We start from the raw sequence: 21,100 nt of genomic DNA, 5'->3' as shown, positions 1-21,100 counted from the left end.
GACGGGATGTAAATTGAATCAACGTCAATTTGAGTTATTAGAATGGTTAGTCAGTTATCAAACGGAAAGTCCACCAGGTCGGAACACCGATCCATTACAAGATGATATCGTACAGTTGTTAAAACAACTTGGCTTTAGCATACAGCGTGAAACAATGTATGAGAATGATAGTGTGGTCATTGGTACACTCAAAGGTATAGATGCACAAGCGCCTAAATTGATCTTAAACGGTCATATCGATGTTGCCTCTGTAGAAGATGATCAATACTGGATATATCCACCATTTCAACTTACGGAGCACCAAGATTGGTTATATGGTAGAGGTGTCAGTGATATGAAAGGTGGGATGTCATCATTATTTTATGTATTAGAACGATTGCATCAAGAAGGACATCGACCTAAAGGTGACATCATTGTTCAGTCAGTGGTTGGTGAAGAAGTTGGAGAAGCAGGTACTAAACGTGCTTGTGAAGTAGGACCTAAAGGTGATTTAGCGCTTGTATTAGATACAAGTGAAAATCAAGCGCTAGGACAGGGCGGTGTCATTACAGGTTGGATTACAGTTAAAAGTAAGAACACAATACATGATGGTGCCCGTCATCAAACGATTCACGCAGGTGGTGGATTATTTGGTGCGAGTGCCATTGAAAAAATGACTAAAATCATCCAAGCATTGAATGAACTCGAACGGCATTGGGCTGTAATGAAGCATTATCCAGATATGCCAGCAGGGGCCAATACCATTAATCCTGCAGTAATTGAAGGTGGCAGACACCCAGCATTTATTGCTGATGAATGTCGATTATGGATTACAGTACATTATTTACCAAATGAGTCATACGAAGATGTAGTAACAGAGATCGAAGATTATTTAAATCGTGTGGCACAAGCTGATGTGTGGCTAAAGGACAATCCACTTGAATTTGAGTGGGGCGGTACATCTATGATTGAAGATAAGGGAGAAATATTCCCAAGTTTTACAGTGCCTGTAGACCACCCTGGTTTTCATCAATTACAACAAGCACATCAAACGGTACATCAAACTCCATTAAAATATGGTATGAGTACGACAGTGACTGATGGTGGTTGGATTGCCCATTTTGATATTCCAACCATCTTATATGGACCGGGCAGCCTAGAAGAGGCGCATAGCGTTAATGAAAAAATACAAAAAGAAGAACTTAAAAAATATAGCGATGTGCTATATCAATTTTTAAAACATTGGTATCAATATCCTGAAAAATAAGTAAAAGGGCTGGAACGACAACGTTCCAGCCCTTGATTGATTAAATTAACGTTTGAGCGTATCGCGTAAGCGACTAACCCAACTGCCACCTCGTTTAGAACGCACGGCACGTCCGGATGGTTGCGCGCTTTGTCGTTTTAATTCTTGACCATATTTAAGTGCAACTTGCATCAAGTAGGCTTGAGAATTTAAAGGTGACGAATTGTTTTCGATATAATGATAATTACCATATTGATCTTGATAACGACCTTTTTGGTTATCAGATAGTTGTAAGTTCATAAAGTCTAATAAACGTGCGGCAATGTTTTTATCTTCTACAGGGAATAAGATTTCTACACGTTTGATCATATTACGTGTCATTACATCGGCTGATGATAGGTAGATACGTTCGTCTCCATTATTATGGAAGTAATAAATTCGAGAATGTTCAAGTAATCTACCAACAATACTTACAACTTCAATATTTTCACTGATACCAGGGATGCCTGGTTTTAAACAACAAATACCACGAATAATTAATTGGATTTTTACACCAGCTTGTGATGCTTCAAATAATTTTTCAATAATTGCTTTATCTGTTAATGAGTTCATCTTCATCATGATTTTCCCATTACCATGTTCTAAGTGACTACTAATCTCTTTATCAATGCGATCAATAAAGACATCTCGTATATCAAACGGTGCCACAATCAACTTGTTATATTGTGGTTTAACTGAATAGCCACTTAAATAATTAAAGAAGTTAATCGCATCTTCAGCAATTTCGTTATTTGTCGTAATAATACCCATATCTGTATACAATTTAGCAGTTTTGTCGTTATAGTTTCCTGTACCAAGATGTACAAATGATGTTAATTCACCAGCTATTTTCTTCACGACTAGTGCGATTTTACTATGTGTTTTCAGGTGTGTCATACCGTAAATGACGTGACAACCCGCATCTTCTAACATACGTGCCCAATGAACGTTATTTTCTTCGTCGAAACGTGCTTTTAATTCGACAAGGACCGTTACTTGTTTACCTTTTTCGGCAGCTTCTTTCAAGCTCTTGATAATAGGGGAATCTTTACTTACACGATATAACGTTTGTTTGATTGCAATGGTATTTGGATCTTCGGCAGCTTCTCTAATAAAATCGACAATAGGTTCGAATGATTCATATGGATGGTGGAAGAAAATGTCACGTTCCAAAGCTAATTGATAAATGTTGTTATAGCCAAGTGAACGAGGCACTTGTGGTGTGTATTTATCGTAAGTTAAATAACTTAACTTATGAGATAAGTGATCAACTAAACCAAATAAGAAAGTTAAATCTAAAGGACCGTCTACAAAATAGACGTCGTCATCTTTAACTTCAAGTTGATCCATAATCCAACCAATATCTTCACGTACAGCAGTACGACCATCCACTTCTAAACGTACGGCTGAGCCACTTTTACGTTCTTTTAAGAAGCGTTCGATTTCAATTAATAAGTCTTCTGCACCGTCTTCGTGAATGGTTAAATCTGCATTTCTTGTGATTCGGAAAGCAAATGTATTTAATACTTCGTAACCAACGAACAGTTGATTAATAAAGAATGTAACAACATCTTCTACCATTAACACATATTGCTTATACCCCTCGTTTAAAGTTAAAAATCTAGGTATTAATGATGGAATCTGAACAATTGCTGAATTAATTGCATCTTCTGTATCGATATCTACAAAGATATTTAAACTTTTATTATTCAATTTTGGAAATGGATGATAGGCATCTATACCTAATGGCGTTAATGTAGGTAAAATTTTCGTTTTAAATTCATGATCTAGTCTATTTAATAGTGATTCTGATAAGTCCTCAGGTTGAGCCATTTCAATTTCATAGTTACGTAACTCTTCAATTAATTCATTGTAGCGATTGTATTGAATGTTAACGTACTCTGTATTTTTCTTTTTTATAGCTTCTAATTGCTCTTGAGGTGTCATTTGTGCTTTGTTTTCAGGTTTATCATAGCCCATTTTGACCTGATCTTTAAGTCCTGCAACACGCACCATGAAAAATTCGTCTAAATTCGAACTAAAAATTGATACGAAATTTAATTTCTCGAGTAGTGGATTACTAAAATCATAGGCTTCTTCTAAAACTCTATAGTTAAAGTCTAACCAACTTAACTCCCGGTTGTTATAGTATTGCGGTAAATTAATATCCTTTTCTCCCAATTGAGTTTGCATACGCTTAAAACACCTCATCGTTTTTTATATACTCATGTAGTTTAAAAGTACCATACAATTATTAAGATTTTGTAAAGACGATCGTGACTTTACCTTTTAATATCTTTTCAATATGTTTTTTTTGACGATTTGCTTGATATTCTTCGGCGATGGGTTCCCCTTTGTAGAACACGTGAAGCTCATATTTATCGTCTTTCTTCGCTTTGAGTTCAACTTCTTCAACAAAGCTTGTATGAGAAATATTGAGTGCATTCACAAATTTGATAATACCACCTAAGGCTTGAATCGTTTCGGTCTCTTTACTACCGAACCAATGTGTTTCTTTGCAGTAGAACTTAAGTAGTGATTTATTTTTAAAACTTGCAAGTAATGCTAACTTAACACGATCTTTATGTGAAAAGCCGTTGATCATTGAGTTAGCAATTAGATAGTAGGTATGTGGTGAACTTGAATCAGAATCGATAAAACTACCTAAATAATAAAGATAGGCACCTTCAACGAAGAGCTCTTTATCTTTGTCGCTTAATTTCAAATCTGAACGTTTTAATAGTTGCGATAATAGTGATTCTGCTAGTTTAAGACGACGATTAGCACTGCTTGCTTCAATGTGATATTCGTTTGCTAAATGGCGTAAAGCATCTTGTCTTACATTATCTTTTGAAAATTCTTCTGGATAACGTTGACGAATGAGATTCATTACATAACCTTCACGAATACCTTTTCTTGAGAAAGTAAACTGAGTCGCATCCACTTTCTTATATAGTGTTTTAAAGACTGAAACGGCAGGTAAGATAATGTCTACACGGTCGCGACTTAATCCGTCTAGGTTAGTTAAGTCGTCTCTTGAACTTTTACGAATTAAGTCATATACTTCTTCGATATCTCTATCTGACATCGTGTAGTTATGAACACCACCAATAGGATAAGAATGCTCTGACTGGTGTATTCGAGCTACATTTCGTGCTGAGCCACCTACACCAACAAGTGCGACATCTTGATCATTAAGCCAGTCAAGTTGACCGAATTGCTCTGATAAGAATTTCTCCATACTTTTAATCGCTGATTTATCATTATGATCTTTGTCACCAAAGAATTGACGTTTGAGCGATACAACACCAAATGGAAAACTGTGTGCAGCCTTTAATTTTTTATCTTTAAATAAAGTGACCTCTGTAGATCCGCCACCAATATCAACTGAGACACCATCTTCAATATCAGTTGTATGTGAAATGGCATAATAGCCGTAAAATGCTTCATCCTCTTCAGGAACGATTTTAATCTCTACACCTGTGTCTTTTTTTACTTTTTTGATAATATCTTGTTGATTATTTGATTGACGAATTGCTGCAGTTGCAATTGGATGTAATTCGTCTACTTTAAATGTCGTTGCTACTTTATTAAAGCTACTTAACGCGTCTGTAAGTACTTGAATCCCTTCGTCATTCATATCGTTATCTTTAGTTAAATACTGACTTAGACGTGCGGGCGTCTTAATATTAAGGATTTCGTTTAGACCTGTGTCTTTATCAAATCCAAAAATAACAAGACGAATGGTATTTGAACCAATATCTATTAAACCAATACGTTCTTCCATCACTGCCTCCTATGTTTTATGGGAACAATTGTCATACCCCTATTTAATTTCATTTTACATGAGTTATATAAAATGAAAAGAATTTTAAGGTATTTTTCTAAGAAAATTTCATCTTTTTGTAAATCAAAAAAGATTGTCTAAGTTCAACATGTTTTCTTTCTTAATTGTACTTGAAAATAAGCCACTTCCATGTCTGTTGGAAGTGGCTTAAAGATGATGCAATCTATTTATTTTACATGTAGTGGTCCACCGGGTCCGACTGGAATACCTAGTAAGAACCAAATGAGTGTGAATAGTGTCCATACAATCGTTAAGGCGATTGAATATGGCATTAGACTTGAAAGTAGGGTGCCGAGTTTCATGTTTTCATCATACTTTTGAGCATAAGATAACAACAACGGTAGGTAAGGCATCATTGGTGTGATTGGATTAGTAATGGAATCGCCTACTCGATATATAGCCTGAGTAAAGGCAGGGTGAAAGCCGACTAAAATAAGCATTGGCACAAAGATTGGTGCTAAAATACCCCATTTAGCAGAGGCACTACCCACTAGCATATTGACGAGTGCACTTAGGAAGATGACACCAATAATCAGTACAATACCATTTTGATGTTGTAGTAATTTGGCACCTTTAACTGCTGTAATTACACCAAGGTTACTCCATTCTAGGAAGGCGAGGAGTTGTGCTGCAAAGAATACAATGACAATGAACGAGCCCATAGATGACATTGAATCAGTAATCATTTGTCCTAAATCTTTAGTGTTTTTAATTTCATGACTTAAGACACCGTATATCACACCCGGTACTAAGAAGATGACTAAGATAATGAGACCGACACCATTAATTAAAGGTGCATCATCAAGTAGACTGCCTGTTTTAGCATTTCTTAAAAAGCTATGCTCTGGAATGGCACAAATGATGAGTAACACAAGTAAGACGATGAAACTCATATTAGCCCAAAATAATGCCTTTTTCTCAACAGGTGTGATATGAGAAGACGTCTCTTCCATATCATCGTGTGCATCTGAATCGTCATACTTACCAAGTCTAGGAATAATTAACTTTGTTGTCACTAAGTGAATGGTAGGTAATAACACAACTACACTGGCTGCAATGAAATACCAGTTCATAGCTACATTGGTTTTAATCTTTTCAGATACAATTCTTGTAGCTGGTTCTGTAAATGAATAGACTAACGCATCTTGCATACCTACGACTAAATTGGCAGAAAATCCACCAACAGCAGATGCATACGCCATTGCTAGACCTGCGATAGGGTGATAACCAATCTTGATAAATAGCATTGCTGCTAAAGGTGGTAAGATAATCGTTGCTGCATCACCAGCTGTACTACCAACGATACCAATCAAAATGATGGTAGGGACGATTAACTTCTTTGGTGCTCGATTGACCACTGAAATCATGAGTTTATCGAAATAACCTGATTTTTCAGCGGCACCAATACCAATCATGACGCCTAGTACAAGCCCAAGGGCAGGGAATTCAGAAAAGTTCTTAATAGCATCATTCATAATCATGGCAAAGCCATCATGGCTTAGAATACTTTTGATATGAATAGTTTCGCCGTTACCTGGATGTTTGACGGAAACATTGAATAGAGAAACAAACCAAGTAATAATGGCAAGTCCGACACACATTAAGAAGAAGAGTACCGTTGGATCAGGTAATTTATTACCTACCCATTCGACCCCATTTAAAAATTTACTAACGATTGATGGTTTTTGCTTTGAGTTTGTTGCCATTCATGAACCACTCCTTAGTTAAATTATCTAAAAGTATAGCAAATATTACATATAATGATAAGAATTTTCTGAAATTTAAAAAGAAGTATATATGATTCGTTAGTAAATGTAAATTCAATATGTGTGATCAAGATCTGAAGTATTTATTTTGAATTAAAGCGTTATCATTGTCATTACGGCGTTTAGTCCTATTATGAAAGTGGAACAACAATACTAAGATTTCATTTTAGGAAAATATTGAGGAGAGTGACGTTATATGAAACGTTTAGAGAATAAAGTAGCAGTTGTGACAGGTGCAAGTACAGGTATTGGTCAAGCTTCTGCCAATGTATTAGCCCAAGAAGGTGCACACGTCTTGGCTTTAGACATTTCTGATCAATTAAATCAAACAGTTGAAGATATTAAACAACAAGGTGGACAAGCGACAGCATTTCAAGTAGATATTTCTGATGAGCAACAAGTTCAAACCTTTGCAAACCAAATTAAATCGGAATTTGGGCATGTAGATATATTATTTAACAATGCGGGTGTTGATAATGGTGCAGGACGTATTCATGAATACCCAGTTGAAGTATTTGATAAAATTATGGGTGTAGATATGAGAGGTACATTCTTAGTAACGAAATTCCTTTTACCGTTAATGATGGATAATGGTGGTTCAATCATTAATACGGCTTCATTCTCTGGGCAAGCAGCAGATCTTTATCGTTCTGGTTATAATGCTGCTAAAGGTGCAGTGATTAACTTTACGAAATCCATTGCTATTGAATATGGTCGTGACAATATCCGTGCTAATGCCATTGCACCGGGCACGATAGAAACACCATTAGTAGATAATTTAGCTGGTACGGCTCAAGATGAAGCGGGGCAAACATTCCGTGAAAATCAAAAATGGGTGACGCCATTAGGACGCTTAGGTACACCAGATGAAGTAGGTAAATTAGTAACATTCTTAGCGTCTGACGATAGTTCATTTATTACAGGTGAAACGACTCGTATTGATGGTGGCGTGATGGCATATACATGGCCAGGTGAAATGTTAAGTGATGATAGTTGGAAGAAATCAATCAAATAATCATATATAAGTAATAAAGCCAAGATGTCCCAGGAAATAAGTGACATCTTGGCTTTAAATCTATTTGAGTTGCTTTGCACATGCTTCACATAACTTATATTGTTGGTCGGCCCAACCGCCTAAGTGAGTATATCCATGAAGATCTTTTCCTTTAACTTTAATATAGATAGGCTCATCTTCTTTAAGTTCACGTTGACAATGAGAACATTTTAATGGGCCAAATAGTATCATAAAGTCACCTCCCAAAGGATTAGCTTACCATTTGATATTGTTATACGTATGATCATTTAATGAGCGCACAATTTCAGCAACAAGACGTACTGAACGATCATAATCATCTTTATGAATGACCGATACATTAGAGTGCATATAACGAAGGGCGACACCCAATGTAATTGTAGGAATACCTTCATTCGCAACATGAATACTACCTGCATCTGTACCGCCACCAGGTGTAGTATCCCATTGAACATCAATATGATGTTGTTTTGCGACTTCTTTGACATGTTGACGTAATCCTTCGTGTGCGATACTTGAAGCATCCATCATAATGACAACAGGGCCCCCACCTAAATAACTGTCACTTGTTTGACCAGACATTCCTGGCGTATCAAATGCGACTGCCACGTCTACTGCAATGGCTAAGTCAGGTTGAATGGTTTGTGCAGCCACTTTCGCACCACGTAATCCAACTTCTTCTTGTACTGTGGCACCTGAATATAAGTTAATATCTATCGTTTCATCTTTTAGTTCATTGAGAACGTCGATAGCTAATGCACAACCATAACGATTATCAAATGCCTTAGCAGTCATATATTTATCATTCGCTAGTGTTTCGAATTCACTGTATGGTGTGACCATATTGCCAACTGACACGCCGGCTTGCTCAGCTTCTTCCTTACTATTCACACCAATATCGATATACATATTTTTAATGTCTACGGTTTTCTTACGTTCTTCAGGAGATAGTACATGTGGTGGTTTAGAACCGATAATACCTCTTAATGCTTTACCATCATCTGTTGTGACAGTCACTTTTTGTGAAAGCATGACTTGGTTCCACCAACCACCAATTGGATTAAATGATAAATAACCATCTTTATCAATTTTAGTTACTAAGAAACCCACTTCATCCATATGTCCTGATATTAAAATAGATTTAGAACCATTTGTGGCGGTCTTTTTACCGAATATGCCACCCAAATTATCTTCTACGATTGCATCACTTATTGGTGATAAATAATGTTTCATTATAGACTTCACTTGCATTTCTCGACCTGCAATACCATTGGCAGCAGTCAGTTCTTTAAGTAATTGTATAGACTCAGTCATACCATCATCCTCCCAATCATTAGTTACATATAGTTTAACATAGGACATTTAATGGTATGTATTGATGGAAATGTTTAAGGAATAAGGGTATATTAATATCAATAATAAATCAGGTAATGGTACCATTGCCCCAACAAACAAGTGAGAGAAGGCGATCATATGAAAAAACTAGTTTCACTTCTAGTAGTTATCGCATTAAGTGCGATTACACTAGCTGCTTGTAGTAAAGAGCAAACGAAAACGTTCGAGGGTGACGTTAATGGTAAACAGATTATTACGTCGATTACATATAAAGGTGACGAAGTATTGAAACAATCTACAATAGGTACTTTGAAATATGATGATTTAGGTATTGATAAAGCACAAGCCAAAGATATGTTAAAGAAAGATGAGAAGGCATTTAAAGGTGACAAAGGTGTATCATTCAAAATTGATTACAAAGATGATAAAGCTGTGGAACATATAGACATCGATTACGAAAAAGCTGATATCGATCAATTGAAGAAAAAATTAGGCTTTGTATCAGTCAAAGGTAAAAATAATAAAGTAAGTTTAGATAAAACAGTTAGCCAAATGAAACGTAATGGTTTAAAAGAAAAAAGTAATATGACCGACCATGACGATTAATAATAAAAGCCAGTACATGCAATTGCTATCGCATGTACTGGCTTTTTATTTTATGTGTTTTATTGTTGTTGATTAAAGTTTTCGATAGCTACTTTAATTTCATCTCTAACACGTTGGAATTCCGACCAATCTTTACCGGCTGGGTCGTCGAAGCCCCAATGTTCTTTCTTTACTGATGGTGGTATAGTAGGACAGTGTTGATCAGCATGACTACACAATGTAACGACTAAGTCAGCACGATTTAGAATATCTTGTTGTATTAAATCTGATGTATGTTGTGAAATATCGATATTAACTTCTTTCATAGCTTCGATAGCCTTTGGATTTACACCATGTGTTTCAATACCGCCTGAATATACCTCCCAACTTGAATCTAAAATATTTTCAGCAAAGCCATGAGCCATTTGACTACGACATGAATTGCCAGTACAAATGAAATAAATGATTTTCTTTGTCATGTTTAGAACTCCTTATTAAAAAATAATTAACGTTAAATATAAGCCTAGTAATGTGAAGAATAGGACTGGAATAGTAATCACAATACCTGTTTTAAAATATGTTCCCCATGAAATTTTGACACCTTTTTGTGCTAATACATGTAACCATAATAATGTCGCTAGTGAACCAATCGGTGTGATTTTAGGACCTAGATCTGAACCAATCACATTACTATAGATCATACCTTCTTTAAGTGAATGAGATACGCCTGACTGACCAATCGCAATCGCATCAATTAAGACAGTTGGCATATTGTTCATCATTGAAGAGAGAATAGCTGAGATAAAGCCCATACTCATAATACTTGCGAATAAACCATGAACGGAAATATGTGATAGTGTATCAGCTAATATAGTTGTGATACCGGCATTTTTCAAGCCAAAAACGACTAGATACATACCAATTGAAAAGATAACAATATTCCATGGTGCCCCTTTAATGACTTGTTTCGTATGAACGGCTTTGGATTGTCGTGCGAGTAAAATAAAAATGATGGCAATGGCACCTGCAATCAATGAAACAGGTATTTGAAGCCATTCACTTACGAAATAGCCAATCATCAATACTACAAGGACAATCCATGAGATTCGGAATAGACGTAAATCTTTTAAGGCAGATGATGGATGATTGATATGAGTGGTATCGACACGTTTCGGAATTGATTTTCTGAAATAAATCCATAAAACAACGATACTAGCGATTAATGAGAATAGATTAGGTATTATCATACGACTCATATATTCACCAAAACCTATGCCGAAGTAATCGGCTGAGACAATATTAACCAAATTACTAATAATCATTGGTAGCGACGTCGTATCTGCGATAAACCCGCTTGCAATAATAAATGGAAAGACCATTTTCTCATTGAATCCTAAATGACGGACCATAGCTAAAACAATAGGGGTTAAGATTAATGCAGCACCGTCGTTGGCAAAGAAAGCAGCGACAATCGCACCAAGAATCATGATTAAAACAAACATGATGAGACCATTACCTTTAGATGCTCGGACCATGTGTAATGCTGCCCACTCGAAAAAGCCGATTTGGTCTAGAATTAACGATATCAATATAATTGCGACAAAGGTGAGTGTGGCATTCCAAACAATTTGAGTCACTTCAACTACATCTGAAAGGCTAACAACACCTGTAATGATTGCGATGATGGCACCAATGACAGCAGTAATACCAATATCTAATCCTTTCGGTTGCCAAATTACAAAGACGAGTGTGATAAGGAATATGACGATAGCAAGGGTTGTCAACATGAATGATCACCTCGTTTCACTGACTGACATACACACTGATCATGTGTTGTATTAATAAGGTTTAAATTATCAATGATTTGTGTGTAAAATTCATGATTTAATTGATAAAAGCGTTTATTGCCTACCTTTCTAGTTGTGACAAATTGATATGTAACTAAAACTTTCATGTGGTGACTTAATGTAGGTTGGGAAATTTCAAAATGTTGTAGTAAATCATACGCACATAGTTCACCACATGATAAAATATCTAAAATTTCCAATCGATTTTCATCGGATAATACTTTTAATATAGATGCTAATTGTTGATATGACATAATTACCTCCAAAACATATATAGATTATCATCTATATATATGAGTGTCTATGATAAAAGCACAGAAAAAGGCGACCACTTGTAAAGTAATCGCCTTGTATGTACACCTTATTATGATAGTAATTTTAATTTGTAATCGTGGATGGTTTGTGTACCGCCGTCTAATTTTCGGTAAATGATATGGTCTGCAGTGATTTCTGTTGGACTTGATACGCCTACAGCTGCAGCAATATTAAATAAACCTTCATGTAAACTTGTGACATAGTTGGTTACTCGGTATTGCTTTTCATCAACAATTAATCCTTTTTCTTTCTTTGGGTCTGTTGTAGCAACACCAACAGGACATGTATTCATATGACATTGTTGACTCATGATACAACCTACACTAATCATCATGCCACGCGCGATATTAACTAAATCGGCACCTAAACCAAGAGCAATAGCAATTTTGTCTGGTGTGATCAGTTTACCTGATGCGAAAATTTTCACACGATCTCGTACACCATATTTCTCTAACATGCCAGACACGATAGGTAGGGCAGTTAGTAAAGGTAATCCAACACCATCTTGAAGCTCTTGGAATGTTGCACCAGTACCACCTTCGCCACCATCCACAGTGATGAAACTTGGATATTTATTTAGTTTCACCATGGTTTTGACTAGTGTCTCGATGTCTTCAACACGACTGACAACAATTTTAAATCCAACTGGCTTTTGGCCTAGTTGTTGTATTTCGTCTACCCAATTGAGCAAGTCTGTAGCATTATGAATAAATTCGAAGCGGTTCGGTGAGTTAATCGTTTTAAATGGTTCTACATTACGGATTTTAGCGATTTCTTCATTCACTTTATTTCCTTCCATATGTCCACCACGTGTTTTGGCACCTTGCGCTAATTTTAACTCGAAAGCACGTACATTCTTACGTTCAGCCACTGTTTTAAATTGTTCTTTACTGAAATTACCCGCTTTGTCTCTGACACCGAATAGCCCTGGCCCAATTTGGAAAATGATATCGCCATCACCTTTAAGATGATATTCTGATAGACCACCTTCACCTGTATTCATCCATGTACCGGCTTTAGATAAACCTTTAGATAAAGCTGAAATAGCATTTTTACCTAAAGCACCGTAACTCATACCTGATTGGCCAACTAAACGTTTAATCTTATAAGGATGTTCTAGATGTTCACCAAGAACTACCGCATTGTCATCAGTTAAAAAGAATGGATCCACTTGCTTACTTTTACGATGTTCATCACGACTAAATAAGCGTTCATTCTCGATTTGGTAAATAAAAGTTGAAAGTAGTGTCGTATTATCAACTTTTAATTCACTCGCTTGTAGTGGAAACATAGTATTTTGTATGTAAAAACCATCTTCATAATCTGACATTGTCCCAAAACTTGTCATTCTTGAATTGTATTTTCCTGCTAGTACAATATTTTTATAATCTGTACGAGAGAATGGTTTACCTTCATTATCACCAGAGAATAAATATTGTCTAAGTTCTGGTCCCATTTTTTCAGAAAGGTATCTAATACGAGCTAATAGTGGATAGTTTCTTAATACACTATGTTGTGTTTGTCTTTTATCTTTGATTAGCCAGATGATACCTAGCAATAATGCCCCCAATAAAAAAATCATAATAATGATGTTGACGATAAACTGCATTGTAGTCAGTACACTCATTAAAATGCCCCCTTAATCATTACTCCAACACTATGATACACTTTTCTTTATGTTTTACAATGAAACCGGTTAAATTTATATTGTAGAATTTTAATTGTATAAATTTATGAAATATTTATATTAGGAAAGTTAAGTTAAATAATGTATTAATATGAATCATAAAATGATAAAGTAATTATGATAGAATACGATTGAGGAGGTGACACATGAGTCAACAGCAAAGACAACGTGACATATGGAACCAACCACAAATCATGAAAAAAGATTTTTTAATCATACCGATATACATATTATTTCAAATGGTGGTACCTATCATAATTGTGTTTGGAACACTAGGATTAACAGCCATGATCACTCAAAAACCACCAGCCCAGTTTTTATATAACTTATCTTTAAGTATTGGATTTGTATTAGCCCAATTTTTAGTATTATTTATCTTTTTCGCGATGCATAAATTTGATATTGCTCAAGTCATGAAAAGGCAGTTACACTATGCTCGAAACAAGACCTTACATATATTGTTAACCATTATCGGCGTCGTTATAGTAATGTGCCTATTGAGATGGCTTTTTAACATGTTTGGTATAGGGCCAACACAATATGAAAGAAGAGTTGAGGGATTATTTCATTATCCATCAGCACTATGTTTTACCATGATATCAATGGTTATCTTACGTCCGATGGTTGAGGTTATTATTTATAAACACATCATCATACATGAATTAAGTAAGAAATGGCCTACCGCTGTAACAATCATACTTTCTATTATGATTGAGACTATGGTTCATGTGTACGATATGATGAGTGTGTGGGAAATGTTGCCATTTTTAATAATGGCATTAGGTTCAACAGTGATTTATATTAAATCAGGTATGAATTTAGCTGCGGCATATCTTTATCAAGCAGGTATACAATGCGTGTTATTTATCATCATGGTATTCAAAATGTTAATCATGTAAAACTAATTTTAGAGTGAAAAGGAGTCATTTATGGAAAACCAATCTACACAACAACCCATAGATTCGCATCAACAACAAAATGAATTTGCATCTAAGAAGATAGTTAAAAGAGATTTTTGGCTGATAGTGGCTTACCTTATTGTGGGACAATTCGTATTTCCAATGATTGGTATGATGATTGGTGCCATCGTTGCGATATCACTGGAAATCAAATCTGATAGTAGGGTTAATGAGATTGGTATTAATTTTGCTACTGTATTTGGTTTCGTTGGTATGTGCTTAGTCCTATTATTATTTTATTTAATGCATCAAAAGACACTCATTCCACTAGCTATCCAAAGAGTGAAGGACCTTAAAAAATACATTGTAACTTTAATTATTATTATCGTTATCATGTACTTATTGAATATGTTGTATGGTATAATGGTTGAATTTTTACCAGAGAAATATCAGTTTAGTGATACAGAAAATAATAAAATGTTAGAAAAAATGTTTACTTCTGCATGGATGTGGCCGGTACTGTTTCTAGATATTGTCATTGTGACACCTATAGTAGAGGAACTATTGTTCAGGCATTTATTGATTCACGAGTTAGGTAAGAAACTAACATATGGCCTGATGTATGTGGTTTCAATTCTATTGTTTGCAGGGGTACATGTGACAGAAGCACAATCTCCATTTGAATTAGGACCTTATGTAATTATGGCAAGTGGTTTTGTGGCTGCTTATCACCTTACGAAACGTAATTTAGCAGCTTCGATTGCCCTTCATATGATTAACAACGCGATTTCTTTTATAGTGATTTTATTTACTCTATAAATTGTTAAAAATAAATAGTGAGAGGATGTGTATAAAAGCACATTCTCTTTTTTTGTAATTTAAATTATCATAAAAATTAATTATATTGTTATTTAACGTAGTAAAATGGGAATGAGTAGTGTAATGGGATTTAAAGGAGCGTGTAACATGTTATTAGAAATTGAACATTTAACTTATGAAGCGGATCACCGAACAATTTTAAAGGATATTAATTTCAAGGTGGATAAAGGTGACACTATAGCGATTATTGGACCTTCCGGAAGTGGAAAGAGCACACTTTTAAAGCAACTTAATCATTTGATTGAACCTACATCGGGCACATTGTATTTAAACGGTAAACCTTATCATGACTACGCACCTGAAAGTATTCGTATGAAAGTAAGTTACTTAATGCAACAAAGTGAGATGATAGGTACAACGATTGAAGATAATATGAAGTTTCCTTCAGAAGCGAGAGACCAAGTATTTGATAAAGATAAAGCCCTTAACCTTTTAAAAAAAGTAGGGCTAGGTGACTATGATTTATCTGCAGAAACTGAACATATGTCAGGAGGAGAAAAACAACGCATCACGATTGCACGACAATTAATGTTTGACCCCGAAGTCTTATTACTAGATGAATCGACAAGTGCTTTAGATACACATAATAAAGAACGCGTAGAAGATATTATTTTTAAAATGGCAAAAGAAGGCATTGCCATTTTATGGATTACACATAGTGATGACCAAAGTATGAGACATTTTCAAAAGAGAATGACGATTATTGATGGTGAAATTGATAAGATTGAGGAGTTGAATCAACATGAGTAATATAGCATTATGTTTAACAGCGTTGTTATTGTTTATCCCTATCCTCATCTCTTATAAGGAAGGCTTACATATTATTAAAGATTTAGTGGTAGCAACGATAAGAGCGACCATTCAATTGCTCATTCTTGGCTTCTTACTGCATTATATTTTTAAAATAAATGATAAATGGTTACTCATCTTATGCGTGTTAGTGATTATCATCAATGCATCTTGGAATACCATTCAACGTGCATCCCCAGTAATGCATCATGTGTTTTGGATTTCATTTGTTGCAATATTTGTAGGTACGGCATTACCATTAGCAGGTACGATTGCAACAGGGGCCATTGATTTTACAGCTAATGAAGTGATACCAATAGGTGGGATGTTAGCCAATAATGGTTTAATTGCGATTAATTTAGCCTATCAAAATTTAGATCGTGCATTTGTACAAGATGTTTCCGAAATAGAATCTAAATTAACGTTAGCTGCAACACCCAAACTTGCGTCTAAATCATCAATTAGAGAAAGTATTAGATTAGCTATCGTGCCAACAATTGATTCCGTTAAAACATATGGGCTTGTCTCTATACCAGGTATGATGACAGGATTGATTATTGGTGGGGTGCCGCCATTACAAGCTATTAAATTCCAATTGTTAGTGGTATTCATACATACAACAGCTACGATTATGTCAACACTCATTGCCACATACATGAGTTACGGCCAATTCTTCAATGCGAGACACCAATTAATCGCAAGAAATACAGACATCAAGACAAGTTAATGAAACATACAAAATAAATAGCCAATCAATGATAAGACGACTTTTCATTGATTGGCTATTTTTATATCGTGGAAATAAATTTGATTTTAAAGTGTACACCGTTTTGAGAAGGAATAATATGAATTGTTCCATTATGATATTCAACAGCTTCTTTAACTATAGTTAATCCTAAACCATGATTTTCTGTTTGAGTTTCTTTTGTACTATAACCTGATTTGAATATATCATCATTAATATTTGAAATGCCTTTACCATCATCTTTATAGTCGATTAAAAGGGTATTTTCAATTTTATCGAATAATATATCTATTTTTGGATTACGATTATTATGTTCAATACTATTTTCAATAAGATTAATCAAAGTTCTTTCAAAGTATAATTTATTACCATAAAATAATTCGTCATAATCAAATAGGAAGGTTAAATCAATGTTTTCATAACCAAGTGTTTGTACAAATTTTTCAACAGTACTTTGAATTGGAAAACTCTCTTTATCATTTTTCATTTGATTTGTTTCATTATCAAAGTCTTTGTTTAATGATTGTATTAATTCTTCCATATACTTAGCTTTTTCAGATATAAGCGCTACATATTTCTGATTTGATTGATTGACCTCAATAATTTTAGAATAACCATAAATAGATGTCAGTGGAGATTTTAAATCATGAGATATTTGAGAAATCCATTTTGATTTATAATAATGAATCTGATTTTGATAGATTTTATCTTGCAACAATTGTTGATTTAACGTAGATAGAGATGTGTGTAATTCTGGGAAAGTCTTACTATATTTTTTGATATTACCTTTAGTTGTTGGTTGGTGCAATTTTTCGTGAGACAAATTACTAATCCAGTCAATATAATAACTTAATGGTTTTGTTAAACGCTTTGATACTAAATAAGATGTAATCAGTGCTAAAAAGACATCTATAATTATAGTGATTAATAGTATTAAGGGAACTTCTTTTAAATTATCTGTTGGATCATCATTGATTTGATCTTTATTTAAAATAGGACGCTTATTATGGTTTAGTCGAAAACTTAATTTATTATTATGATAATTGTAATCATACTTATTATAATCATGGGTGGTCACACTTTGTAGTAGTTTGCGTGATTGGATTTGATTCTTATTTGCTATATTTATACTACTGTGATTTTTATAAATAAAAACGAAATAGGTTCTTTCATCTTTATATGTTGGGACAGCATTAGCATAGTTAATATTGTCTAAGATAATAGGTTTAATATTTCTATGTTTTAGCTTATTTGGATATAAAATATGACCATATTTATCCGTGTAATATATATTGGCATGGTCTTTTTTAGCTAAGTCTTTGATATGTTGTGATGGTTTATCTATGGGTTCGTTAAAAATAAAAAAATCTGGTTCAATACTATTTAGATCATTATAAATGTCTTTAATCGTTACATTTATTATTGCTGTAACTGTTATCATTGCAATGATGATTGTCAAAGATAAGTATACAGCTAAATATTTGAAGAATTTTAGTAAAAATCGTCTATTCATGATTCTCACCCTTAAATATGTAACCTTTGCCACGCATTGTTTTGATAAACTTTGGTTGATTAGGATTTTCTTCAATTTTACGTCGTAATGTTCTAATGTGAACCATTAATGTATTATCATCTACGAATGTTTCATAGCCCCATACTTTTGAATAAATTTGTTCTTTAGATAGAATTTGATTTTTGTTACTAATAAAAAAATATAGTAAATCTAGTTCTCTAGCCGTAAGTGAAACTGGTTTATGATTAACAAAAACGTCTCCGCTTTTAAAATTGACCTTTAGATTTCCAAGTTGATAAAAATCATTTGAGTCGTCTTTTAAATGAAGAGATACTCTATAGTATAGTTCCATGGGATCGAAAGGTTTTTTGATATAATCTACAACGCCTTTTTCAAAACCTCTGTATAACTCCAAATTTTCTTCTTTAGCAGTCACCACAATAACGGATGTTTGTGATAGGTCCACAAATTTCATTAATTCGTAACCATCTTCCGATTTTAAGTTTAAATCTAATAGTATGACATGGTAATGATTTTGGTTAATAAGACGCTGTCCTTCATTTATATCATCTGCAGTGTCTATAGATGATAGTCCTTTAGTTGTTAAAGATAATTTAATTAATTCTTGTATATCTTTATCATCTTCAATAATCAAAATTTGGCTACTCATTTTTTACACCTCTTGGATTCATTTTAATCCTTTTTAAATAGTTAAACTATTATCTTTTTAAGATTTAAGGAAAATTTAAACTATAAATAAATACTGATTTATGATGACTAAATAAAATAAAGTTAGATATAAGTTAAGGAGATGGTTTGATGAAATTAGTATTTAAAATGTCATGCTTTTTTATCATCGCTACATTATTTTTATATACTGTGCGTAGTATAGCAATATACAATCAAATAGCTTTCTTAAGTATGATTTTAGAATATCCTAGCACAATCTTAGGTGGTTCGACGTGTGCTACATTATTATATTTTGTAGAAGAAAGAAAGAAAAAGAAGGATACCAAAATAAATTATAGTAGAGGGTGTCAGAAATGAAAGTTATAGGATATATACTATCCTTTATATTGTTAATATTATTTATATACAACATATTTAGATTTATTATGGTATTAATAGAAAATACATTAAATGTTGATTTTGGGATGGAGACACTCTTACATAATTCATATTTTGTAAATGGGGGTGTCTTTGGAGCAATTATTATTATCATTGCACTTGAGTTTATTAACCATGTGATTAATGAAGAAAAGTTTTAAACTTTTGATTTCCTGACAAACAAAATAATGAAAAAATATTATATAATGAAACAGTTACTTATCTTAGTTAAATGGGTTTGTAGCTGTTTTTTTATGCTATAAACATTGAAAAATTTATGAAAGGGGGATATGAAAAATGTCGATGATGCGTATCGTTACTTTCATTTTTAGTGTGTTTATCGTTGGTATGGTCGAGATGATGGTAGCAGGTATTATGAATTTAATGAGCCAAGATTTACATGTATCTGAAGCCGTCATTGGCCAACTTGTTACGTTATATGCTTTAACATTTGCCATTTGTGGACCGATTCTGGTTAAAGTGACGCAACGTTTTAAAGCTAAATCGGTATTACTTTGGACATTAGTAACTTTTATTATAGGGAATTTAATTATAGCAATAGCGCCTAATTTCACTATTTTAGTGATAGGACGTATTTTGTCATCTGCAGCAGCATCACTCATTATTGTTAAGGTACTTGCGTTGACTGCCATGTTAACTTCACCTAAGAATCGAGGTAAGATGATTGGTGTTGTCTATTCAGGATTTAGTGGTGCCAACGTGTTTGGTGTACCTATTGGAACATTAATAGGCGATTGGGTAGGTTGGCGTTTTACTTTTATATTTATTGTCGCTGTCAGTGTCATTGTAGGTATACTAATGATAATGTATTTACCTAAAGAACATGAATTGAGTCATGCAAATCATGCAGATGCTGACCATTCTAATCAGGTTACATCTAAAGTGTTACGTCCAGCTGAAGTAGCTAAATTTATTATAATTACATTTTTAATTTTAGTAGCGAACTCAGTCACATTTGTATATATTAATCCACTGATACTATCAAACGGACATGAAATGTCATTTGTATCACTAGCGCTATTAATTAATGGTGTTGCAGGTGTGATAGGTACATCATTGGGAGGTATCTTTGCAGATAAATGGACAAGTAAGCGTTGGTTAATTATCTCTATTACGATATTTATTGTTATGATGCTTGTTTTAAATTTCATATTATCCGGTACTATCATGCTATTAATTGGATTATTTGTTTGGAATATTATGCAATGGAGTACGAATCCAGCAGTACAGAGTGGTCTCATTGAACATGTTGAAGGAGATACAAGCCAGGTGATGAGTTGGAATATGTCTAGCTTAAACGCAGGGATCGGAATGGGTGGCATAATCGGTGGTTTAGTTGTATCACACCTATCAGTACATGCAGTGACTTACACAAGTGCATTGATTGGCTTTCTAGGATTAGTCGTTACCCTTACATTAAAGAATATTCACTTTGCTAAAAAAGAAGCATAATGAAAGGGAGTGGGAC

The 21,100-nt window shown here is 34.1% G+C and carries 19 protein-coding genes; 8 read left to right on the top strand and 11 right to left on the bottom strand.

The window, feature by feature from the left end; translation table 11 throughout:
• The first annotated feature begins 13 nt into the window (after window positions 1–13).
• A complete protein-coding gene (locus tag ACJQQZ_RS07905; protein ID WP_002450405.1) occupies window positions 14–1,246 on the top strand; it encodes an acetylornithine deacetylase in 1,233 nt (410 codons plus the stop codon).
• A gap of 45 nt (window positions 1,247–1,291) precedes the next feature.
• On the opposite strand, the gene ACJQQZ_RS07900 is transcribed toward ACJQQZ_RS07905, so the two are convergent.
• The 3 genes from ACJQQZ_RS07900 to ACJQQZ_RS07890 form a co-directional block, all read right to left on the bottom strand.
• Window positions 1,292–3,457 (bottom strand): RNA degradosome polyphosphate kinase, encoded by a 2,166-nt coding sequence (locus ACJQQZ_RS07900; protein WP_002450404.1) that lies wholly within the window; start codon window positions 3,455–3,457, stop codon window positions 1,292–1,294.
• Between the two features lie 61 nt (window positions 3,458–3,518).
• Complete coding sequence (gene ppx / locus ACJQQZ_RS07895) at window positions 3,519–5,051, bottom strand: exopolyphosphatase (RefSeq protein WP_002450403.1); 1,533 nt, start codon at window positions 5,049–5,051, stop codon at window positions 3,519–3,521.
• A gap of 227 nt (window positions 5,052–5,278) precedes the next feature.
• The gene (locus ACJQQZ_RS07890) at window positions 5,279–6,817 is read right to left on the bottom strand and encodes an AbgT family transporter (protein ID WP_145505639.1); all 1,539 of its coding nucleotides are present in this window, start codon (window positions 6,815–6,817) and stop codon (window positions 5,279–5,281) included.
• A gap of 256 nt (window positions 6,818–7,073) precedes the next feature.
• Here ACJQQZ_RS07890 and ACJQQZ_RS07885 point away from each other — a divergent pair, with 256 nt between their 5' ends.
• Window positions 7,074–7,892, top strand: a complete 819-nt coding sequence (locus ACJQQZ_RS07885; protein WP_124227975.1) for an SDR family oxidoreductase — start codon at window positions 7,074–7,076, stop codon at window positions 7,890–7,892.
• 60 nt (window positions 7,893–7,952) lie between these two features.
• Here the strand turns inward: ACJQQZ_RS07885 and ACJQQZ_RS07880 are convergent, their stop codons facing one another.
• A complete protein-coding gene (locus tag ACJQQZ_RS07880) occupies window positions 7,953–8,123 on the bottom strand; it encodes a hypothetical protein (protein WP_002450400.1) in 171 nt (56 codons plus the stop codon).
• A 24-nt stretch (window positions 8,124–8,147) separates the two neighbouring features.
• Window positions 8,148–9,224 (bottom strand): M42 family metallopeptidase, encoded by a 1,077-nt coding sequence (locus tag ACJQQZ_RS07875; RefSeq protein ID WP_002450399.1) that lies wholly within the window; start codon window positions 9,222–9,224, stop codon window positions 8,148–8,150.
• 159 nt (window positions 9,225–9,383) lie between these two features.
• Between ACJQQZ_RS07875 and ACJQQZ_RS07870 the strand changes: the two genes are divergently transcribed.
• Window positions 9,384–9,851 carry a YehR family lipoprotein gene (locus ACJQQZ_RS07870; RefSeq protein ID WP_124227973.1) on the top strand — a complete coding sequence of 156 codons (468 nt, stop codon included), beginning with the start codon at window positions 9,384–9,386 and terminating at the stop codon, window positions 9,849–9,851.
• A gap of 59 nt (window positions 9,852–9,910) precedes the next feature.
• On the opposite strand, the gene arsC is transcribed toward ACJQQZ_RS07870, so the two are convergent.
• From arsC to ACJQQZ_RS07850, 4 genes are all read right to left on the bottom strand, one after another.
• Window positions 9,911–10,309 (bottom strand): arsenate reductase (thioredoxin), encoded by a 399-nt coding sequence (arsC, locus tag ACJQQZ_RS07865; protein WP_107546615.1) that lies wholly within the window; start codon window positions 10,307–10,309, stop codon window positions 9,911–9,913.
• A gap of 15 nt (window positions 10,310–10,324) precedes the next feature.
• On the bottom strand, window positions 10,325–11,617 hold the full coding sequence (gene arsB, locus ACJQQZ_RS07860) for an arsenite efflux transporter membrane subunit ArsB (RefSeq protein WP_002450396.1): 1,293 nt from the start codon (window positions 11,615–11,617) through the stop codon (window positions 10,325–10,327).
• Complete coding sequence (locus tag ACJQQZ_RS07855; protein WP_002450395.1) at window positions 11,611–11,931, bottom strand: ArsR/SmtB family transcription factor; 321 nt, start codon at window positions 11,929–11,931, stop codon at window positions 11,611–11,613. Before ACJQQZ_RS07855 ends, arsB begins: the two co-directional genes overlap by 7 nt.
• Window positions 11,932–12,041: 110 nt before the next feature.
• Window positions 12,042–13,619 (bottom strand): FMN-binding glutamate synthase family protein, encoded by a 1,578-nt coding sequence (locus tag ACJQQZ_RS07850; RefSeq protein WP_002450394.1) that lies wholly within the window; start codon window positions 13,617–13,619, stop codon window positions 12,042–12,044.
• Between the two features lie 206 nt (window positions 13,620–13,825).
• Between ACJQQZ_RS07850 and lnsB the strand changes: the two genes are divergently transcribed.
• The 4 genes from lnsB (at window position 13,826) to ACJQQZ_RS07830 (ending at window position 16,973) form a co-directional block, all read left to right on the top strand.
• A complete protein-coding gene (gene lnsB, locus ACJQQZ_RS07845; protein WP_002450393.1) occupies window positions 13,826–14,578 on the top strand; it encodes a CPBP family lipoprotein N-acylation protein LnsB in 753 nt (250 codons plus the stop codon).
• A gap of 30 nt (window positions 14,579–14,608) precedes the next feature.
• Window positions 14,609–15,397: a CPBP family intramembrane glutamic endopeptidase gene (locus ACJQQZ_RS07840; RefSeq protein WP_002450392.1), complete on the top strand. Its 789-nt coding sequence runs from the start codon at window positions 14,609–14,611 to the stop codon at window positions 15,395–15,397.
• 147 nt (window positions 15,398–15,544) lie between these two features.
• Window positions 15,545–16,207 (top strand): ABC transporter ATP-binding protein, encoded by a 663-nt coding sequence (locus tag ACJQQZ_RS07835; RefSeq protein WP_002450391.1) that lies wholly within the window; start codon window positions 15,545–15,547, stop codon window positions 16,205–16,207.
• Window positions 16,200–16,973: an ABC transporter permease gene (locus tag ACJQQZ_RS07830; protein WP_124227972.1), complete on the top strand. Its 774-nt coding sequence runs from the start codon at window positions 16,200–16,202 to the stop codon at window positions 16,971–16,973. Before ACJQQZ_RS07835 ends, ACJQQZ_RS07830 begins: the two co-directional genes overlap by 8 nt.
• A gap of 61 nt (window positions 16,974–17,034) precedes the next feature.
• Here the strand turns inward: ACJQQZ_RS07830 and ACJQQZ_RS07825 are convergent, their stop codons facing one another.
• Together ACJQQZ_RS07825 and ACJQQZ_RS07820 are read right to left on the bottom strand one after the other, a co-directional pair.
• On the bottom strand, window positions 17,035–18,504 hold the full coding sequence (locus ACJQQZ_RS07825; RefSeq protein ID WP_408023112.1) for a HAMP domain-containing sensor histidine kinase: 1,470 nt from the start codon (window positions 18,502–18,504) through the stop codon (window positions 17,035–17,037).
• Window positions 18,497–19,174, bottom strand: a complete 678-nt coding sequence (locus tag ACJQQZ_RS07820) for a response regulator transcription factor (RefSeq protein ID WP_002450388.1) — start codon at window positions 19,172–19,174, stop codon at window positions 18,497–18,499. Before ACJQQZ_RS07820 ends, ACJQQZ_RS07825 begins: the two co-directional genes overlap by 8 nt.
• A gap of 734 nt (window positions 19,175–19,908) precedes the next feature.
• Here ACJQQZ_RS07820 and ACJQQZ_RS07815 point away from each other — a divergent pair.
• Window positions 19,909–21,084: an MFS transporter gene (locus tag ACJQQZ_RS07815; protein WP_124227971.1), complete on the top strand. Its 1,176-nt coding sequence runs from the start codon at window positions 19,909–19,911 to the stop codon at window positions 21,082–21,084.
• Window positions 21,085–21,100 lie beyond the last annotated feature (16 nt).

The sequence above is a fragment of the Staphylococcus sp. KUGN1 genome (genome assembly GCF_045984185.1).
Classification (GTDB): Bacteria; Bacillota; Bacilli; order Staphylococcales; family Staphylococcaceae; genus Staphylococcus; species Staphylococcus warneri_A.
The sequence above is the reverse complement of the archived record's forward strand: the minus strand, read 5'-3'. Positions and strand labels throughout refer to the sequence as shown.